This window comes from Paenibacillus sp. J31R122 (assembly GCF_056269185.1).
In genome coordinates, this window is sequence record NZ_JBWDNM010000004.1 from 1 (window position 1) to 19,140 (window position 19,140).

At 44.8% G+C, this 19,140-nt stretch carries 12 protein-coding genes; 9 read left to right on the plus strand and 3 right to left on the minus strand.

Annotation, left to right across the window (positions count from 1 at the left end):
• Window positions 1-266 precede the first annotated feature (266 nt).
• A complete protein-coding gene (locus tag AC0YN7_RS08370) occupies window positions 267-4,004 on the plus strand; it encodes an NPCBM/NEW2 domain-containing protein (protein WP_475809519.1) in 3,738 nt (1,245 codons plus the stop codon).
• Between the two features lie 108 nt (window positions 4,005-4,112).
• On the opposite strand, the gene AC0YN7_RS08375 is transcribed toward AC0YN7_RS08370, so the two are convergent.
• Together AC0YN7_RS08375 and AC0YN7_RS08380 are read right to left on the minus strand one after the other, a co-directional pair.
• Entirely contained in the window at window positions 4,113-5,678 is a 1,566-nt protein-coding gene (locus AC0YN7_RS08375; RefSeq protein WP_475809520.1) for a response regulator, read from the minus strand.
• On the minus strand, window positions 5,671-7,497 hold the full coding sequence (locus AC0YN7_RS08380; protein WP_475809521.1) for a cache domain-containing sensor histidine kinase: 1,827 nt from the start codon (window positions 7,495-7,497) through the stop codon (window positions 5,671-5,673). The genes AC0YN7_RS08375 and AC0YN7_RS08380 overlap by 8 nt, the downstream gene beginning before the upstream one ends.
• 218 nt (window positions 7,498-7,715) lie before the next feature.
• On the opposite strand from AC0YN7_RS08380, the gene AC0YN7_RS08385 reads away from it, so the two are divergent.
• From AC0YN7_RS08385 to AC0YN7_RS08395, 3 genes are all read left to right on the plus strand, one after another.
• Window positions 7,716-9,071 carry an ABC transporter substrate-binding protein gene (locus AC0YN7_RS08385; RefSeq protein WP_475809522.1) on the plus strand — a complete coding sequence of 452 codons (1,356 nt, stop codon included), beginning with the start codon at window positions 7,716-7,718 and terminating at the stop codon, window positions 9,069-9,071.
• Between the two features lie 138 nt (window positions 9,072-9,209).
• The gene (locus AC0YN7_RS08390) at window positions 9,210-10,082 is read left to right on the plus strand and encodes a carbohydrate ABC transporter permease (protein ID WP_475809523.1); all 873 of its coding nucleotides are present in this window, start codon (window positions 9,210-9,212) and stop codon (window positions 10,080-10,082) included.
• Between the two features lie 26 nt (window positions 10,083-10,108).
• Complete coding sequence (locus AC0YN7_RS08395) at window positions 10,109-10,906, plus strand: carbohydrate ABC transporter permease (RefSeq protein WP_475809524.1); 798 nt, start codon at window positions 10,109-10,111, stop codon at window positions 10,904-10,906.
• A gap of 214 nt (window positions 10,907-11,120) precedes the next feature.
• Here the strand turns inward: AC0YN7_RS08395 and AC0YN7_RS08400 are convergent, their stop codons facing one another.
• The gene (locus AC0YN7_RS08400) at window positions 11,121-11,444 is read right to left on the minus strand and encodes a helix-turn-helix domain-containing protein (protein WP_475809525.1); all 324 of its coding nucleotides are present in this window, start codon (window positions 11,442-11,444) and stop codon (window positions 11,121-11,123) included.
• A 726-nt stretch (window positions 11,445-12,170) separates the two neighbouring features.
• Between AC0YN7_RS08400 and AC0YN7_RS08405 the strand changes: the two genes are divergently transcribed.
• The 5 genes from AC0YN7_RS08405 (at window position 12,171) to AC0YN7_RS08425 (ending at window position 19,140) form a co-directional block, all read left to right on the plus strand.
• A complete protein-coding gene (locus AC0YN7_RS08405) occupies window positions 12,171-12,779 on the plus strand; it encodes an SGNH/GDSL hydrolase family protein (protein WP_475809526.1) in 609 nt (202 codons plus the stop codon).
• Window positions 12,780-13,181: 402 nt separating this feature from the next.
• A complete protein-coding gene (locus AC0YN7_RS08410; RefSeq protein WP_475809775.1) occupies window positions 13,182-14,081 on the plus strand; it encodes an ABC transporter permease in 900 nt (299 codons plus the stop codon).
• Between the two features lie 16 nt (window positions 14,082-14,097).
• A complete protein-coding gene (locus AC0YN7_RS08415; protein WP_475809527.1) occupies window positions 14,098-14,973 on the plus strand; it encodes a carbohydrate ABC transporter permease in 876 nt (291 codons plus the stop codon).
• Window positions 14,974-15,050: 77 nt separating this feature from the next.
• A complete protein-coding gene (locus tag AC0YN7_RS08420) occupies window positions 15,051-16,745 on the plus strand; it encodes an extracellular solute-binding protein (protein ID WP_475809528.1) in 1,695 nt (564 codons plus the stop codon).
• Between the two features lie 160 nt (window positions 16,746-16,905).
• A complete protein-coding gene (locus tag AC0YN7_RS08425; RefSeq protein WP_475809529.1) occupies window positions 16,906-19,140 on the plus strand; it encodes a helix-turn-helix domain-containing protein in 2,235 nt (744 codons plus the stop codon).

Below are 19,140 nucleotides of genomic sequence, written 5' to 3' on the forward strand. Positions count from 1 at the left end.
GACACCACCTGAAATTAATAATTTAATTATATAGGAAAACAGGATACCCTTCCTCGTAAAAATCGAGGAAGGGTATCCTGTTTATAAGATATAGACTTTTTCAGTGGCCTCAATCTGATTAGGAAGGTCTTTTTTTTCTCCTGTATGGATGCGACTGCAATAGTCAGTATTATCCACATTCGAAAGTCAATAATGTCCATTTGATTAGAAAAGTGCGTGCCCTAGAATAAAAGATGTAACGGATAACCTATAAAGGAGCTGAGAAAGTGAGTCGTATTTTTAAGTTCATTGTAATGATGGCGTTAATCGTAGGAAGCTTAAATCTTTATACTTCGGAATCTGAAGCGGCAGGAGCGACAGGGCCTTATATTTACGAAGCTGAAAACATGACACCAACCAATTTTACAACAGATTCCTTTGCTTATCAGAATTATGTCAATCATAAGCCCCTAGAAACGATGACTTTTTTAAAGGGGGGAATTGGAGAAACAAGTACAGCGAGTACTGTATTTGAAGGGGATTCCGGAACCTACGATATTATAACTCGTTATGTCGGGAAGGTTCAAAATGGAGTAAGTTATTCAATCGCTGTCAATGGCGTCACAGTTGATCAGTGGGGCACATCGCAAAGACATGGCAGTGATTATACAGATCCCACGAATATCGATACTCATACATCCAGCAAGGTGACTCTTAATTCCGGGGACATCTTGAAACTAACAGCTGTTTCAACTAACGAGATTCCGCGTGTTGATCGTATAACTATTCAAACATACGTAGGACCTTCAACAAGCACGCTAACCCTCGATTCTCCAAATGCGAATCTGAATAATGGCTTTAACTGGGCTAAAAACCGGGCACTCGGCCTTACCTTTTATCCTGGTAATCCGATGCTGGGGCATGAAGGAGAATGGTGGCGACTAACCGATCCGACCCATACCGAGCACGTGGCTGGTTATTGGGGAGCATATGAGAATCGTGAAAGTTTTTACAACCGCGATATTTCACACCAATCCGACGGGTCACATTTACTCGGGCTGGATGACGAGACTTTCAATATGATGAAAACGTTTGCGGGATCATCCACCTTGCCGGGTCAGAATGGTTGGCCGTTATGGGCTTATAGTGCATATGGCGTCATGTATTATATGGACGGCACGGGCTTCAGGGAGCTGCCATCACCTTTCGATGTCATGCATAAGTCTTACCAGCAGTATCTCTGGACGGGTGATTCTAAATGGATAAACGATCCAGTTATGTCTGCGTATTATGATTCGACCGTCGGGGCGTTTCTCGACGATCATAGTGTGGTTTGGGATGATGAAAACCCAGCAAATGAACAACTCGCTGTTAGAATGAAACCAGGAGAATACACGCCTACGTATTACGAGTTTATTGATGATCATTTTGTTTCTGCAGGTGATTCCTACGCACTGCAACGTCTAGCCATTTTAGCTTATGCTGAAATTTTAAAAACTAGAGGAAATGATGCTGGCAGTACGCTTTGGGAAAATCGGGCGCAACGTATGAAAGAAAATTTCGAGACGAAATGGTTCGATTCATCCACTGGCTATTATATACGAGGTTTCGATGCTAATGGAGTCTCTAAGAGCAACTGGGGGCATGAAGCCAGTATGTTCATTCCGCTGAAAGGGCTAGGTGATGACGGCCCAAGGATCCATAATTATCTAGATCTCATTAGTGCGAGCGATGATGACTTGAATGTTGAAGCTACGACCTACCTGCCTGAGATGTATTACAACTACAACAGGTCTGAAGAAGCTTGGCACTGGCTTAATAAAATTTTGAAAGATAAAAATATGTATCCTGAAGTTTCTTTCACCTCAATAAGCAGCATTATTAACGGCATGATGGGCGTGCGGCCAGATGCTCCTAAACATAAAGTGTCCACCATATCTCGACTTACCGACGATGTACCTTGGGTGGATGTAAACCACATTAAGGTTGGATCCAACGATTTAAGAATCAAACATAATGGAGTAATTAACTCTACTCTGACGAATCATTCTGGCGGCACCATCACATGGGAAGCTCAATTCTATGGAACTTTTAACAAACTGAATGTGAACGGAATTGAAAGGGCTGCACTGACGAAGACCTTGAACGGTCAGGCCATTTCCTATGTTGAAGTACAAGTGAATGACGGGGAAGTCTATAGTGTCGGTCCCGAAACGATTGATTTTGTGCTTCCGTCAGCGCCAACCAATTTGTCGGCAAGCCATCTAACGACATCAAGCGTGCAGCTCAATTGGACAGCATCCACAGATGACATTGGAGTGACAGGCTATGATATTTATAATGGTTCAACAGTCATTGGAAGCACTACCTCTACCCAATATAAAGTAACAGGGCTCTATGCGGGCGGGGAGGCATATTCGTTCACTGTCAAAGCTAAGGACGCAGCCGGTAATTCGTCCGAGGCAAGCAACACAGTAGATTTAACGACGCCGACCGCGCAGCAAGAGTATTTGTCTGACTTAAGATGGGTATCTGCAAATACAGGCTATGGGCAGGTGCTAAGAGATAAGAGCAATGGCGGAAATACGATTAGACTGAATAATCAGACTTATGACAAAGGGATCGGAACGCACGCCCCAAGCAGCATCACGTATAACCTTAACGAACAATATGCAAGATTTCAATCGGATATCGGGGTTGATGATGAGGTTGGAATGAACTCCACCATCGTTTTCCAGGTATGGGCAGACGGTAACAAAATATTTGACAGCGGCACGATGAATAATGACAGCGCAACCCAATCGATTGACGTCAGTGTAGCAGGAGTAAAAGAATTGGTGCTAGTTGTCACCGATGCAGGTGACGGAACCAACAGCGATCATGCAGATTGGGCCAATGCTATGCTCGTACGAAGCGAATCGCAAGAGCAGGGCAAGGATATAACAGCATTCAGCTTTAACGGCTTGTCGCCGGCCGTTATCGGAACGATCAGCGGAACGAATATCGCGCTGACGGTGCCGAGTGGCACGAACGTTAATTCTCTGGTTGCGACATTCACCGCATCGCCAAATTCTACGGTCAAGGTAGGTGGCGTGGAGCAAATCAGCGGCGTAACCGCGAATGATTTTAGTGCTCCAGTGACGTATACGGTTACGGCGGAAGACAACATGGTGCAGACGTACACCGTCTCGGTCAGCATCGCTGACGGTCTTTCGGCGACACTGACAGGCGGAGGAGTTACAAGAACGAACGATGCGTTTGCCGTCACGTTCGGCCTTGTCAACAGCCAAGACATATTTGCTCAAGAAATTAAGATCTCTTATGACAGTGACAAGTTTACGTACGATGGTGCGGAAGTAGCCGCTGGAATGACTAACTTGGATGTGGTTAGCGAGGATAAAGCGACTCCGGGCCAAGTGAAGATTATTTTGGTGTCCCTCGGTGAAGATCATGCAGTATCTGGTGACGTGGCATTGTTGTCGCTTAAGTTCAAGGCGAAGACAGTCAAAGGAGATGGAGAAATTTCCGTCACACAGGTGAAGCTGTCAGATGGAAATGGCAATATCCTTATCGCCAATACTGATCAAGCAGTTGTGAAGATGAGCGTCGTTGAAGATGTGGGTATGAACGCGCTGAACGCCACGATCTTGGAAGCGCAAAGCTTGTACGCTGCGGCAATTACGGGTATGAACAACGGACAATATCCGGAAGCGGCTAAAGCGAATTTGTTAGCAGCAATCTCGGCTGCCCAATTAGTAGCGGGCAAACAAAACGCTACAGTCACAGAAGTGTCGATGGCCAACTCAGCTTTGATCGCGGCAATGAACAAGTTCAAGGCTTACGTCATCACGGTGAGCACGGGAGATATTAACGGAACTCCTGGCATTGATATTGGCGATCTAGGGCTTATTGCTAAGCATTATGGCAAGCAGGCCGGCGATGCAGGATGGGTAGAGGCTTACGATTTGGATGGAGATGGACGAATCGGAGTATATGAATTGGCATTTATCGCAAGTCGGATTTAGAACAATATGACATATCCAGTTCGTAAGGTTCATTAGTCTTTTGGTTGAGGTAATACTTGGGGAATCAGGTGCACTTGTGCACCTGATTTTTCTGTTTTGGGCTATTGTTTACGACTTTAGCGATTCTCTAAATCCCGAAGGACTTTTACCGGTAAAGTTCTTGAACACCCTTGAAAAATAATGCGAATCTTCATAGCCGACGATTTCGGAGACTGTCTTGATATCCATCTCCGACTGACTTCGGATCAGACGCATCGCTTCTTGGATCCGAAGCGAGGTGAAATACTGCATGGGAGGCTCCCCCTTGTATTTCTTGAACATACGGATCAGATAAGAAGGATGATGATTGAATTTTTCCGCTAGAATGGTCATCGTTACGGGCGTCAGCATATTGGCGCGCAAATAGTGTTCGATTTTCATTACAAGCTGCTCAGGAGAATCGTCCGTCTTACGATGAGGTTGAATAAAAGAAGCAATCAGTTGCAAGGTGTGCTGATAGAGCGTATCCCAATCGCTTGACATTGCGACCAGCTCATACAGTTCCGATTCCACCGATTCATTCAAATATTCTTCCTCGGGCCCCATCCGCCGATGCAAGTTCCTGATTATATCCGTTATTGTTTTTTCCAGTTGACGTTGCGTGAGTCCCTCATCCTTCCAACCTTCGAACAAAGCCTTCAATTCGGTGCTCAGCAATTTGATTTCACCGGTCCTGGCGGCCGCCTCGAAGGCACTTTTCAGCACAGAGTCGTATAAATATAAAGGGCCGGAAACATCTTTAGCCCCGCGTTCGGCTGGCTGAAACACAAATGACTGATAGGGAACCAGCAGCTTGTCGAGCGAGGATTTTAAGATACGGGCTTTGTTCCGAATGTCGGCCATTTCGACGGGAAGCGGTTCCGCGCAAATAGTGACCGCAATGGAGTTCAACATATACTGAGTGAGCATAGCCCTCACGGAATGCGCGGTTTGTATCGCTCGAGATCCGACTTTCACGTTGCTCGCGATCAAGAGCCACTTTCTGTTTGCTAAATTGTCATCCACGACCCACCAGTGGCGCTCCTCAGGCAAGACATGACGGATAATCGAAGGCCAGTCCGCCAAACGCCATAATCGACCAAAATAATCGATATCCAGCACGTTTGCAGAGCGATCGTACAGATTGCCAAGACAGATCAGGTGCATGTCAAAGGAGCCGCCTTTCAGCATTGGCGGCAGACGATCAGGCAGCTTCATTCCATTCAAGCAGATCTGAAATATTTCATACTCGCGGTCCCTCCTCTTTCGTTCCAGTTTATCCCGTAGACGGGCTATCGTTTCTGTCAAAGCCTTCATGCTGACCGGCTTAAGCATGTAATCGGCAACGCCAATCTTAATGGCTTCCTGAGCGCTAATAAAATCGTCGTAGCCGCTAATGATGACGATCTCCGTGTCCGGGCGAAGGCGCTTCGCTTGACGGATCAATTCAAGTCCATCCATGACTGGCATCCGAATATCAGTAAACAACACATCTGGGCTTATCGATTCGAGCAACACCAGTGCGTCTTCGCCATTCATTGCGAAAGCGCCGACCTGAAACGCCGGATCGGTCTTGCTAATCTTCTCGACGATATCCTCAAGTATGATTTGTTCGTCCTCGGCAATCAATACCGAGTAAGTAGCGCGACTATTCATTGGATTGCACCTCCATAGTGACTCTTCCGCCGATTGTGACCGTTGTGCCAGGATTGTCCGTCTTCAAGTGAAATATCGCCTTTTCATTATTTAACAAGTAAAGACGGTGGTGGATGTTGAGCAATCCGATGCCAGAAGGCATTCCGGATTGTTTGTCGATCCGCCGCACATCTTTCTTGATCGTGTCTTCGAGTTGCTCCAGCGTCTGAGAATCGAACCCCGAGCCGTTATCGCTAATGGAAATTTCCCATTGATGCGCGGTGCACGTTCCGATTATGCGGATATGCCAAGGCGGTCTTTGATTAAACGCGTGCTTGAAGCAATTTTCCACGATTGGCTGGATGATGAGCCTGGGAACTTGAATGCCCATCATATTTGCAGGGATATCGATATCATACGTAAATTGGTGGGCGTAGCGAATTTTCATCAGGCCTAAATATTGAGAAGCATAGTCAATTTCTTGTGCCAAATCGACCGGCCTTGCGCTTTCAACCGTAATGTACCGCAGCATGCCCGCCAAGTTCTGGCACATATCCATGATTTCGGTTTGGCCGTTTTTCTCGGCTTTGATGCTGATAATCGCAAGGGTGTTGTACAGAAAATGAGGATTCATCTGCGACTGCAATGCCAATAACCGAGCCTCGATTTCATGCGAACGCGCCGATACGACTTCTTCAAGCGATTCTTTAAGACGGACGCACATTTCCACGAAAGCGTGATTCAGCTCCTCCAGTTCGTTCAGATTTTGGGCAGCAAGGAGTCTCGGTTCTAACGTTTCCAAACTCAAAACACGGATCGATTTGCGAATTCGTTTAATAGGAATCGTGAGCCCTTTGGAAACGAAATAAGTGAGCATCATCGTGATGAACAGAATGGCAATACCATATAGCAACAGTTGATCTCTGAACGTTCTAATCGGATGCAGCAGCGTAGATTCGGGCTCAGCAAGTGCGACGGTCCAGCCTGTAAATTCAGAGCGGGCGAACGCAACCATTTCCTTGCTTTTGTCTGGTAAGCCGTTCACGCGGATTGTGTCGTGCATCGCATTATTCGATTGAATGGAATTCCAGAAATAGATCGATTTCGAGGTGGTGCTATCTGTATCAGGCATATAGGGGTAAATAAGATGGCCAGCGGAATCGTAGACATAAACACGTGTTTTGCTGGACTTGGATTGTCCAGGAAGACGGACTGTACGCTCGATCAGGTTCACGAATACATCATAATCTTGTTGGATTTCGACAATGCTATCGACCTTCGAGCCGAATATTTCCGAGAATGCCCGACAAACGGAGATGACGATCTGGTCTGTATTGCCCCAGTCGTTGCGACGGGGGAGTGTGATGTACTTCTTTCCTTCAAGGTCCAGGATAGGTCTTATCCATCCTTTCGCCGTAATGATGTCAGGATTCAGACGAGACACATCGTAATCCTTACCGAATTTGACGAACCTCCCATTCAAGTCGAACAGATTCATTTGGTAAAATTGAAACGGAGTGCCGGTGATGGAGAACAGCATGCTGGTAATGTCCCATTTATTGCGAAGCTCGGTTGCTCCCGTATCATCTTGATCGGAGTAGAATAGCTGCTTGACGGGTTCTGCGGTTATGACTCGTTCGGCGATTGAATTCATATTTCCCAAGGTCGTATCGAACTTGTCCGACAAATTGAGCGCCAACTGCCTTGCCGATTCCGAAGCCTGTTTCTCCAGAACGCCGGAAGTTGTAAAATAGAAAGATAAAACAAAGAATACGATAATTGCCAATATTAACCCAGCATAACTGAAAAAAAGTTTGGACTGGATACTCTTGAATTTCACGTCTCTAGCCCTCCTTGAAATAGGAAGTTACTGGAAGTATACCATAGTTTGGAATGGTGATAAAGCGTTTTCATTTCGTTGTCGGTATGAAAATAGATTTTGCAACAAGTCAATATTGTCCACCGAAATTGGTCATTAACGTGTATTCAAGGACAGAGCGCTCCGCGTTACAATGAGTTTGCGATACTTAATGAAGCCTATTAAGGGAGGATCAGAAATTGAAGAAAACATTCCGTTCTAGACTGGCAATCCTTACGCTATTGGCCGTATTTGCAGTACCGACGCTTGCGGGGTGCGGCGGCAAAGAGCAAAAGTCGAACGAGCCGACCGCAAGCGCTTCAACTTCCCCAACGGCATCCGTTACAAAGGAGCCAAAGAAAGACGTTACGCTCACGTTTGCCGGATCGCAAGGATGGCTAAACAAAGGCTCTCAGGTTGATTCGGATTTGATTGAAGCGTTCACCAAAGAAACCGGTATCAAAATCGATCTACAGCTTATGCCGGACGACCAGTATGCCAACGTGTTGAAAACGAAGATGGCATCGGGTGAAGTTCCTGACATTTTCATGGTCGGCGCGGGGGCAGGGGCACAACAGTATTTTCCGGATAAATATTTCGCGGTCTTGTCGAACGAGCCTTGGGTATCCCGGTACGCGACCTACGCGAAAATCGGCACGACGACTAACGGTAAAATCAGCGGCTTCATGACATGGAACGTAGATGGCTGGGGTTTGCTGTACAACACGGACATTTTCGATAAGTACAAATTGTCGGTGCCGAAAACGTTTGATGAACTAGTAAGTGTCAGCGATACACTTATCGCGAACGGGGTAACGACCCCAATCTACATGCTAGGCAAAGAGGCTTGGTATTGGGCGATCTGGCTTTCCCAGTACGGTCCTGCAGCGGAGAAAGCCCATCCAGGATTGTATGACAAGCTGAACAACAATGAAGTGAAGTTCGCCGATATTCCGGAGTTCGTAACATTCTTGGAACAGTACAAGACACTGTACGACAAAGGTTATTTCGGCAAAAACCCGCTGTCGAACGGTTGGGATTCCGGTTATGAGGCGATGGGCAACAATCAAGCGGCCATGATTTTGATGTACCAGTCCTACCAGAGCGAAGTGATCGCCAAGTACCCTGAGTCGAAGGCGGATCAGTGGAAAATGTTCCCGATACCACTCGCGGGCAACGATGTGTTCTCGCATTCAGCGGGCGGTAACATGCGCGTGGCCTATAAAGACTCCAAGAATTTAGACAGCGTGAAGCAATTTTTCGATTTCCTAGCCCGGCCGGAAAATCTGAATAAGTTTTACGAAGGACGTCCCGATCTTCAAGGTAACCCCTCGTTTACGGACGTGGCGGGCAAACCATCGGAAGCCGGCAAATCGATCGTCGAGAACTCGCCTGGCGGAGCAGGCATTGATCTCGAGTACGGAGTAAGCTTTTGGGATAACACGGCGGTAGGCAAGTACATCCAGGAAATGATGCTCGGCGACAAAACGCCGAAACAGGTGCTGGAATCAATCGATAAAGACAGAGGCAAGCTGTTCACTGCGGTTGGTCAATAATAGCTCGCGAACTCTGATGAAGTAATGGGATGTCCGGCCGGAACAGTGGATTCGAGTACGAAGATCCGCTTCCGCCGGATTTCCCTTTACGCTTACCTAGGCTGAATGAATGCAAACTGAATCTGCGAGGTTAATGCTATGTACATCTCGAAAATCTACTCAAGAATGTTTGTTTTGCCGGCGCTCATTCTTTTTTTCATTCTGTTTCTGCTGCCGAGTTTTATGGGTTTTTATTATGCGTTGACGAATTGGAATTCCATGAGTGAGGAAATCAAATTCATAGGGCTGGTGAACTTCAAGGAAATTTTCACAGATACGAGCAGCTTTATGTTTATTAAAAATACGATGTTGTTCGCATTCTTTTCCACCGTATTCAAAGTGTTGCTCGGCTTCGTGCTGGCTTTGATGTTGAATGAAGGTATCCGAACGAAAAGTATGCTACGGACGATTTATTTTCTGCCGATCATCATCTCTAACATTATTGTAGGGCTGATGTTCCAGCAGGTGTTCCACCCGACGAACGGCATCTTAAACAAGCTGTTGGAATTTCTAGGCTTAGGCTTTATGGCGAATGCGTGGCTTGAAGATCCGAACTGGGTTATGTGGGCGAGCACGAGTGTGGAAATATGGAAAGCGGCCGGTTTCTGCATGGTTATTTTCCTAGCGGGCCTTCAAGCAGTTCCGAAAGAAATTCTCGAAGCGTGTGACGTGGACGGCGGCAGCTATTGGAAGAAGCTAGTTAATGTCGTCGTGCCGTTCATTATGCCTTCTATTCTGATCAATACGCTCCTCAGCATCATTTCAGGCATTAAGGTGTTCGACGTCATTTTTGCGCTGACGAACGGCGGGCCCGGAAGATCTTCAGAAGTAGTCAACATTACGATTTTCAATGAGTTCTCGAAGGGCAACTATGGCTACAGCACTGCGCTCGGCGTCTTGATGTTTTTGGCGATGGCCATCCTCTCGATTGCTATCATCATGATCTTCACAAGAAAGGATGTCGATACCTAATGCATAAACGAGGGAAGACCCTGAGATTGTCGAAGGAAATTTTGGCCTGGCTCCTCAGCTTAATCATTATTGTTCCGTTCTTGATGGTGTTGCTCAATTCGGTCAAATCGGTCACGGAGTCCGCTACCATGAGCTTGAGCCTGCCATCAGTCATTCATTGGGAAAATTATTGGGAAGTGCTGAGGGGCGGCAAAGTATTCCGGGCATTCCAGAACAGCTTGTTCATTTCCTCTGTAACCGCTGGCATCACACTACTCGTTTCGGCAATGGCGGCGTTCGTCATTTCCCGCAACCGAACCAGATTGAATATGTTCATCTACTCTGTATTTCTGCTCGGTTTAGTCGCTCCGATGAACTACGTCTCGACGATGAAAGTGATGCAGATGCTTCACATCATTAACACGTACACCGGCGCATATTTGCTATACTCGGCGTTGTTCATCCCCTTTACCGTGTTCTTGTATTTCGGGTTCATCGGCGGCATCCCGAAAGAGTTGGATGAGTCCGCCGTCATCGACGGATGCGGCGGAATGAGGCTTTTTTTTCAAATCATCTTTCCGCTGCTGAAGCCAGTCACGGTAACGGCGATTATCATCAATTTCTTGAACTGCTGGAACGATTTCGTCATCCCGCTGTATTTCCTGAATTCATCGGCGAAGTGGGGCATGATCATGACGATGTATAACTATTTCAGCACGTATATCAGCTCATGGAATTTGGTCAGCGCCGCGATGGTATTGAACTTGCTGCCGATCGTGACTGTTTACGTCATCGGGCAGAAATATATCGTTTCCGGCATGACGGCCGGCGCGGTTAAAGGGTGAGTGCGGCACAAGCCGCGTATATATCGGTGTGCCGGTAACGCTGATCGGAGACTACGACAGCGCGATAATTCGCATAAGCGCTATCGATGAGTACGATGAATCGTAAAACGGTCGCAGTATAGCAATCAAATAAAAGCTAATTCTCATTCAATTCGAATGGAATTAGCTTTTATTTGACTAGCTGCACGTTTATATATTTAATATTGCAAGATTTTCAGTGGCCTCCGTATTCAGATGGGGCTTTTTGGTTTGCGCGGAAATCTCCCGGCGTGGTACCGGTCGCCTTTTTAAAAACTCGGATCAGTTGGGGGGCGTTTGAATATCCTACTGCTTCAGATATATGAGCTATATTCAGGTCTGTGTTTTGAAGCAAATGCTTCGCTTTCTCAACTCGATAATTCGTAACATACTGGATAAATGTGATTCCTACTCGATTTTTAAACAACTCACTGAGATACGATGTACTAACACCACATTCGTCTGCAATCATTTGCAAAGACAGGTCATGCGCATATCTGTTCTCAATGATCTGAAACATTTTGCCTTCAATATCCTCTTTCTGCCTCTTATTAACTTCTCGATTAAATGCGGCAAGGAATCAGCAAATATGTGAAACATCCAAACCGAAATCTCATTCATGTTGTTCAAGCGCATAAATTCAACGTATAACTTCCTGCTATCCATCATGTCACGTTCATTACCGAATATTCGATTGGCGGAAACAAGAAGCTGCAAATAAAATGTTTTCATTTGGCTAAAAGGGATATTTTGCGCTTGCAGTTCTTCCTGAAATTGATATAAAGCCTCTTTCCGTCGAACTCCAATCGATTACGAGCAATGAGCCGGACAATAATACGAATAACGAAGACGGTGATATTCAAGATGCTCAATTCGGAACACTTGATACCGCCTTCTCCCTCAGGGCCGAACGTTTAGGTCAAGGAACAGGCCGGACCTATACGATTACGTATGTTGCAACGGACCAGGCAGGCAATCAAACGACTGCCCAAGCTACAATCAACGTACCGCACGATCAGCGAGACAAGTAATAGAAGGAATATATCTCAAACCACTACATTCGGAACGTATGTAACCATTTTAATCTAGTCTAGGAACGTTATCTCTTTTGTTACGGAAATTGGTAGACTATATACCCTTCTATGTGGTAAACAAAGTAGTTAATAAAGTAAGCTTTCGATCATTGACTTACTGTACTTTTGGAAATATGATGAAGAAAATCTACAAGGGTGGAGTGGTGTAGTATATGCATTCTCTTAAGACGATACTCAATCTAGAAGATGGTAGAAGCCAGTGTATTGTAACATACGGAACGAGCCTGACGGATGGAGCAGCCTGGGTGGAGGATATGCGCACTCGACTTGAGGAGAGGTATCCTGGGCTAGCAACGGTTATCAACAGCGGTAAAGCCGCCATGTGGTCACAGTGGGGAGTAGAAAACTTATCGGAAAAAGTTCTCAATTACAAGCCCGACATGGTATTTATCGAATTTGCCATCAACGACGCTTATTTGCCTTATGAAACAACTCTCTATCAATGCAGGAGTCGCTTGGAGTGCATAATTGATCGTATACTAGAAATCAACAATCAATGCGAGATCGTTCTTATGACCATGAATCCTCCGGTGGGTGCTTCACTTGAGATAAGACCTGATTTTAACGCATATTACGATGTATATCGCTTGGTCGCCAAGGAACGAAATCTTCTTTTGATTGATCATTTTGTAGAATGGAATGCGATCTTGAATCAAGATCCGGAGCAGTTTCATCGATGGGTTCCGGATAGCATCCATCCTGTAGCGGAGGGCAGCCTAGCTGTTACGGCAAAGGGAGTCCAAAAACTGTTGTTCAACTAGAATTCTAGAAGAAAATTCAAATGAATTACTAGTTGTCGAGGGTGAGCTTAATTGAATCGTTGGTGAGTTTAATGATGTCCATAGGTAGTTGGGAAATCGTTCTTGCTTATGCAAGAACGATTTCTTACTTTTCGATAGACTATTCCAATATTATTAGGTAATTGTGGATTGTTTATAAAATGTGTATTCAATAAAAGACCAGAAATCCCAGCAAATTTAGTTTTATTGTTGATTCGTAATTCATGTGTATTGCCCTTCATGAGAACATTACGTTAAATTGTGATCAGGACAACGAGGGACTAAATCAAAAATGAAACGAGGTGACATAGTATGAACGAATATCAGCACAATTATGAATCAGTTGATAAACAACAAGTAAATCGGTTGGTTGCCTCGGCATCCATGAAGCGAATGCGAAGATTGAAAATGAACATTCCTTGGATGCTCATGTTTTTGCCAGTCGCACTATATTTCCTTATCTTTAAATATGCGCCAATGGGAGGCTTAATCATTGCCTTCAAAAACTATACGTTCTACGAAGGTGTTTTGGGCAGTCAGTGGGTCGGCTTGGATAACTTCAAGATGCTATTTCGTGATCCTGCTGCGTTAAACACGATCCGAAATACTTTTGTGCTCAGTCTGCTGACCATCATAGTCGGCTTCCCGTTTCCGATTGTGCTTGCAATTCTTTTGAATGAAGTAAGAAAGCTAGCGTTCAAAAAAATCGTTCAAACTTTGGTTTACATCCCACATTTTTTATCTTGGGTTATTGTAGGCGGCTTAGTCATCACCCTGCTTTCCCAAGAAACTGGAATTGTAAATAATTTTGTGGAAAAGCTTACTGGCGATACGTATCCTTTTATGCTTAAGGAAGGCTCATGGATCGCAGTATTTCTTACTTCAGGTATTTGGAAAAGTGCTGGCTTCGGGGCAATCATTTACTTAGCTGCGCTGACGTCCATTGATCCGAGCCTATATGAGGCCTCTTGCATGGATGGCGCAGGAAAAGCCCGCCAAATCTGGCATATAACCTTACCCGGCATTAGACCAATAATTGTTTTGATGCTCATTATAAGCATGGGGAACGTGATGGAGGTAGGGTTCGATCAAGTATTTATTTTACAGAACTCATCCGTAGCTTCCGTTTCTGAGGTGATCAGCACTTATATCTACAGAGTCGGTCTGCAAGGCGCTCAATTTAGCATGACGACGGCGATGGGGTTGTTCGAATCATTAGTTGGTTTCGTTATGGTGCTCATAGCAAACTCTATCGCTCGTAAATTTAATCAAGGTTTATGGTGAGAAAGGGAGAATTAGGATGAAGGCAACAAGAGGAGAAAGAGTGTTCTACATCGTTAATTACATCCTATTGACATTGGCGGGTCTCAGCTGTCTTTTGCCGATAATGAACATTGCTTCCTTATCGTTAAGCAGCAATCATGCAATATCGTCAGGAAGCGTCACTTTGTGGCCTGTGGAAGCAACGCTCAAATCATATGCGGTACTCTTTCAAGGTAGCTCGATCCTTAAGGCGTTCATGAATAGCGTAACGCTGACCGTCGTCGGGACTATACTCTGTCTGCTTTTTACGGTTTTGGCGGCATATCCGCTGTCCAAGAAGCTGTTCTATGCGAGAAAGCAATTAACATTGGCGATCGTGTTCACTATGCTTTTCACCGGGGGATTGATTCCTACTTACTTAGTCGTAAATTCGCTTGGCCTGATTAATAGCTATGGGTCGATTTGGTTGCCTGCACTCGTGAGTGCTTACAATATGCTGATTATGAAAAGCTATTTTGAGAATTTGCCGGAAGAAATGGAAGAGGCTGCAAGAATTGATGGCTGCGGGGAGGTGTTGTTTATACGGAAAATTCTTCTTCCGCTCTCCCTACCGATGCTGGCTACGATTGGGTTGTTTTACGGAGTTGGCTTCTGGAATACTTTTATGAGCGTACTTATCTATATCAACGATACGGATAAATACAATCTAACTGTTCTAGTGCAGAATATGATTCGCAGCCAATCATTATTAGCTTCTATGACGAACCTGCAGCCGGAAGAAATGGCTCAAATTGCGTCCGAAGGCGTCAAATCAGCTGGTGTAATGGTCATGATAATTCCGTTGATGGTGGTTTACCCGTTTCTCCAGAAGTATTTTGTTAAGGGAGCGATGATTGGTGCCATAAAGGGCTAGTTTCATCAGTTTTGTAGGCAACAGATAGGAAGACTAATTAGTAAGCGTGAGCTAAAATTAAAAGGGGGCTACTACAAATGAAAATGATGAAGAATAAGAGAAAACTTGGTTTGGGTTTGATTACTTCCGCACTTGTTATGTCCACTGTGCTATCAGGCTGCGGATCGAATAATGTGGAGCCTTCTAAACCTACGGACAGTTCCAAACCTACAGAGAGCTCCAAACCTGCGGATCCAAAGGCAGAAGTGAAACGTGGAAGCTTCACAGCGTCTGTTTATGATCGCGGATCGGTTCCACCTGAGGAAGGAACGGTTGAGAATAATCGCTGGACGAAATGGCTTAATGAGAATGGACCGTCCGATGTTAAGTTTACAGCGGTCCCGCGTTTCGAGTCTCAAGCTAAATTCAACGTTTTATTCGCATCAAATTCGGCGCCGGATCTTATTTTCGAATATGACACGGCTTATCGAAACCAGTTATTCAATCAGAAGCAGTTGCTTCCTATTGACGATATGATTGCGAATTACAGTACGGAATATAAGCAGCTGATTGAGGAATATCCAAGTCTTAAGAAGCTTTCCACAAAGTCGGACGGCAAGATGTATGAATTCGGCCGGGTTAATGGCTTGCAGCCGAACCACGTTCTTTTCATCCGTAACGACTGGTTAAAGAAACTGGAGCTTGAAGTGCCGAAGACAACAGAGGAAATGTATCAAGTGGCAAAGGCGTTCGCAGAACAAGATCCGGATGGTAACAGCAAAAAGGATACTTATGGAATGGGACTTAGCTTTGTTAGCGGGATGATTATAGATTACATGTTCGGAAGCGTATTCACGATCTATGAGAAATACCCTTGGTATCTAACATCAGATGACAAACTAGTCCACGATTGGGATCGCACGATGGCTGCCTTCGATTTTAAGAAGAAGCTTTATGACGAGGGTATCGTTGACAAAGATTTCTTGACCGACAGCAAAGGTGAGAAGGTGAGGCAGGATTGGATCAACGGTAAGCTAGGGATGTATGGAGCTAACGGAGGTTACGTGGATATCGCTACCTTCGAAGCATTGAAGCAGAACAACCCGGATGCTGAGCTTCTGGCAATTCCTCTTCCAAGTAGTCCGTTTGGTCAATTTAGTCCTGCTATCGGCAACCCTGTTCAAATGACTGCGGTCGTTAATGCGAGAGCAAAGGATCAAGAGGCTGTCATGAAATACGTAGATTTCATGGTTACCCAAGAGACTGCGATTACTTTAGCGAATGGAATAGAAGGCGTACATTATCAGATGAACAATGGTTGCCCGATTCCTACAGATTTGGAAAAGAAAAAGCAGGAAGTTTCTTATGCAGGCGATTTAACAATGCTCTCTCAAGCTGATTTAGCCAATTTCACGAAGTGTAACAACATTGATATGGTAGAAAACCCGAGTCAGAATCAGAAGGATTTCTACGAGCTGCGTATGCAAGCATTCGATTCCTACCTAAGCAAAGATCGTCCTGCTCCTTATTTGACGCATCCCGAGCATATGCCGGCATTGCCAACTGATCTTCAGAATGTGACGAACAATGCATTTAAGACAATTTTGGACATTTTCCAAAAATCAATAATTTCAGGAAAGTCCTATACGATTGATCAAGCAATGAAGGATGCTAAGTCTGCTTGGGACAAAGCGAATGGTGCACAGGTCGACGAATGGTATGCGACATGGTATGAGGAAAACAAGGATAAAGCATTTTTAACGAAAGATATGTACGATTTCGTAATTAAATAATAGTACAGGAGTTTTATCATAATTGAAGTACTTCCCCGGGCGACGTTATCGGTCGCTCGGGATTTATCGATTTAGCTCAAATTTATGAATGATCTATAGCCAAATATCGATTATAATAATTGGAAATAGTAGACTAGATTGGCTAAATCGGAGGATTTTCATGAAAAGGAACGGGTATCGCAGATTACTGTTAACTTATATACCGATACTGTTATTCGTTGTATCGGTGTTGTTTGTAGTCTTATTCGGGACGATCTATGAGTTGACGCGTAAGCAAGCAGTGAAAGCCAACGAGTTGTTTGCACAGCAAGTGCTGCAAAACTTGGAATATAGCCTTCGTACGATCGATCAGTCGATGATCAAGGAGGTACTAACGAATGAACAATTCAATAATTTCTTTGATCCGATACATCAGAATGATTCTTATCTATCTTATAAGATTACAGAGAAGCTGAATGAATTGGCTGGGACAGTGCCCTTGGTTCAATCTATTTATCTTTATCGTACTTACGATCATAAAGTGTTATCTTCAAACATATTTCTTCCGGCAGATTTATATGGGGACAAAGAATTTATACGCAATTATATGTCAGGTGGCACCAGTACCTATCAATGGACGGATCCTCGAAGTTTCTATGAATTCGATAACGATCCAGGCAGGAGTGTTGTATCTTTAGTGAAGCGAGTCCCCTTGCTGTCTGGCAGTGAAGGGCTTGTTGTCATTAACGTGTCGACAGATTCATTAGCGAAATTGTTCACGGAGATGACCCAATCGGAAATTAGCCGTCTTTATTTAACGGATTCCAGCGATCAATGGATTCGTGGATATCTTCCTCAATCAGAATCTGCAGGGTCGACCCCATGGAAAGAGCTGAGGGGATCATCGGTCGTGGTGTCCGAGCTAAGCGGCTGGCGAATCCATGCAGGAATTGAGGAAGAAGGGTTGTACAGTATCATCAAGGGATCGTCTAATATTTGGATTCTATTAGGGCTGATTGGAGTTTTAATAGGCGTAGCGTGGCTCGTTCGGGCGAGCCGTAATCACTACCAGCCACTTGCAGCGATGCTAAGCAGAGTGCAGCAGCTGCCACAGAAATTAGATTGGAATGGTAAAGAGGATGAGTTTCGTTATATCGGAATGGCTTTTGATCGGCTAGTGGAGCATTCTTCTACATTGGAGAAACAAGCGAAGGAAAGCTCCATCTATCGAAGGAAAGTGCTATTTACCGAAATAATGGAAGGATTACGTATACTGTCAGATAAGGAATGGCAGCAGGAGGCCGCATCTATGGGATGGCCCTCTACTCATGGATGGCTAACTGTAGCACTGATAGAAATAGATAAGTATAAAAAATTTCAAGAGATATATTCGGCGAAAGATCAATACTTGCTAAAGTTCGTCCTGCAGGACGTTCTGAAAGAAATGGCTCAGGAACAAGGTATACCGATATGGGCAGAATGGCTGTCAAATACAGAACTAGGTGTACTTATAGCGCTGGATGATTGCAGGGAAGAGCCCCTCCTTCATTGGCTTGAGAAGCTAAGGGAATGGGGAGAGGCGAATCTGGATTTCACTGTCACGATTGCTCTTGGCGGAATGATTCATGATATATCGGATCTGTCTTTAAGTCGAGATGAAGCATCTCAGGCTCTGAGTTACAAAACAACGCTCGGTATGAACCGGATCATTGTGTTTGCTGATTTACAGCATCGCACAGATCATGGAATTTATGAGAAACAGCAAATGTTCAAGCAGTTGGCGGAGCAATATCGATTAAGGGACGCTTCCTGGCAGGTACAAATGAAGGCGATTGCAAAAAGTCTGGAGGATGAACTGTTTGAGCGGGATGAATTGGTTGATATGGTACATTACTTGCTCTATCAGTTCGGCAGAGAGATGCAACAATTGTCAACTGAGTATAGAGTGATATGGCAGCAGGAAGCGCAATCGGAAATCATTACGTTGCTTGATCATTTTGAAACGTCAGTTGAATTGTTCGACCGTCTTGAAGAAATCTTGATTTGTGCAAGTGAGAAGATAGAGACCACAAGGGATGAACGGAATGTATTTACTACGGTAGATGAGGTTATGTCCTATTTGCAACAAAATTATGCCGACTCTTCTCTGTCACTTATACAGCTTAGCGATCAATTCGGTATGGCGTCGGCTCAACTAAGTCGGCTGTTTAAGGAAGAGGTTGGAGAGAAACTTGTTGATTACTTGGCAAAATTGAGAATGGAGCAAGCTAAGCATCTTCTTCTTCAATCAAGCAAACCGGTTCAGGACATAGCTCTCGATGTCGGGTATGTGCACTCTTTTTCTTTTATTCGTGTATTTAAAAAGCTGGTTGGGCAGACTCCTGGGGAATTTCGCAAGGGGCAGTTTATGAAGTAG

Bases quoted from the DNA above. Each gene is read 5' to 3' on its own strand.
- AC0YN7_RS08375 (WP_475809520.1), bottom strand. From the start codon at position 5,678: ATGAATAGTCGCGCTACTTACTCGGTATTGATTGCCGAGGACGAACAA.
- AC0YN7_RS08390 (WP_475809523.1), top strand. From the start codon at position 9,210: ATGTACATCTCGAAAATCTACTCAAGAATGTTTGTTTTGCCGGCGCTC.
- AC0YN7_RS08400 (WP_475809525.1), bottom strand. From the start codon at position 11,444: ATGTTTCAGATCATTGAGAACAGATATGCGCATGACCTGTCTTTGCAA.
- AC0YN7_RS08405 (WP_475809526.1), top strand. From the start codon at position 12,171: ATGCATTCTCTTAAGACGATACTCAATCTAGAAGATGGTAGAAGCCAG.
- AC0YN7_RS08410 (WP_475809775.1), top strand. From the start codon at position 13,182: ATGAAGCGAATGCGAAGATTGAAAATGAACATTCCTTGGATGCTCATG.
- AC0YN7_RS08415 (WP_475809527.1), top strand. From the start codon at position 14,098: ATGAAGGCAACAAGAGGAGAAAGAGTGTTCTACATCGTTAATTACATC.
- AC0YN7_RS08420 (WP_475809528.1), top strand. From the start codon at position 15,051: ATGAAAATGATGAAGAATAAGAGAAAACTTGGTTTGGGTTTGATTACT.
- AC0YN7_RS08425 (WP_475809529.1), top strand. From the start codon at position 16,906: ATGAAAAGGAACGGGTATCGCAGATTACTGTTAACTTATATACCGATA.